1 protein-coding gene is annotated in these 1153 nt (G+C 68.1%); it reads left to right on the top strand.

Annotated elements, in window-relative coordinates; all coding sequences use genetic code 11:
• Window positions 1–1118 (top strand): IS630 family transposase (locus tag AB0M29_RS45220; RefSeq protein ID WP_365393698.1); only part of this gene is annotated, 1118 nt, incomplete at its 5' end.
• Window positions 1119–1153 lie beyond the last annotated feature (35 nt).

Raw genomic sequence — 1153 nt, 5'->3', positions numbered from 1 at the left:
TGGCAGAGCCGGTCAGAGCGCGGCGGTTGACCGATGAAGAAGGACAGAAACTCCAGCAGATTGTTCGGCGGGGCCGTCATGAGTCGGTGCGGGTCCGTCGCGCACTGATCATCATGGCGTCGGCGTCAGGCACTACCGTGCCGGCGATCGCCCAGCTGGTCGCCGCTCACGAGGACACCGTCCGGGACGTGATCCATGCGTTCAACGAGAAGGGGCTGGCCGCCCTGGACCCTCAGTGGGCGGGAGGCCGTCCCCGCCTGATCAGCGATGAAGACCGTGGGTTCATCATCGCGACGGCCACGACACGCCCCGCGGCGCTGGGCCGCCCGTTCACGCACTGGAGCCTTCGCAAACTCACCGACTACTTGGCCCGCAACTCCGGCCACCGGGTGCGCATAGGCCGCGAACGACTCCGGCAGATCCTGCGCGAGCACGGGATCTCCTTCCAGCGCACCCGCACCTGGAAGGAGTCCGCCGACCCGGACAAGGACACCAAACTCGACCGCATCGAGCACGTGACCAGCCGCTTCCCGCACCGGTGTTTCGCCTTCGACCAGTTCGGCCCGCTGTCGATCCGCCCCTGCCACGGCACCGGCTGGGCCCGAAAGAACAAGCCCGACCGGTTGCCGGCCACCTACCACCGCACCCACGGCATCCGGTACTTCCACGGGTGCTACTCCCTCGGCGACGACCAGCTGTGGGGCGTGACACGGCGCCGCAAGGGCGGCGACCACAGCCTGGCGGCGCTGAAGTCGATCCGGGCAGCCAGGCCCGACGGCGCCCCCATCTACGTGATCATGGACAACCTCTCGGCGAACAAGACCCCGGCGATCCGGGCCTGGGCGAAGAAGAACAAGGTCGAGCTGTGCCTGACGCCGACGAGCGCATCGTGGGCCAACCCGATCGAGGCCCAGTTCGGCCCCTTACGCAACTTCGTCATGGGCAACTCGAACCACCCCAACCACACCGTGCTCGCCCGCAGACTCCAGGACTACCTGCGATGGCGCAACGCCAACGCCCGCCACCCCGACGTCCTGGCCGCGCAACGCCGCGAACGCGCCAAGATCCGCAGCGAACGCCAGCAACGCTGGGGCCGCCCACGACCCAAAGCCGCCTAACCAACCCCAGCAACGTTCGTGGCCAACGCACTAGC

This window comes from Streptomyces sp. NPDC051976 (assembly GCF_040680795.1).
GTDB lineage: Bacteria > Actinomycetota > Actinomycetes > Streptomycetales > Streptomycetaceae > Actinacidiphila.
Note: the sequence above shows the minus strand (reverse complement) of the source record. Positions and strands in the feature narration are given on the sequence as shown.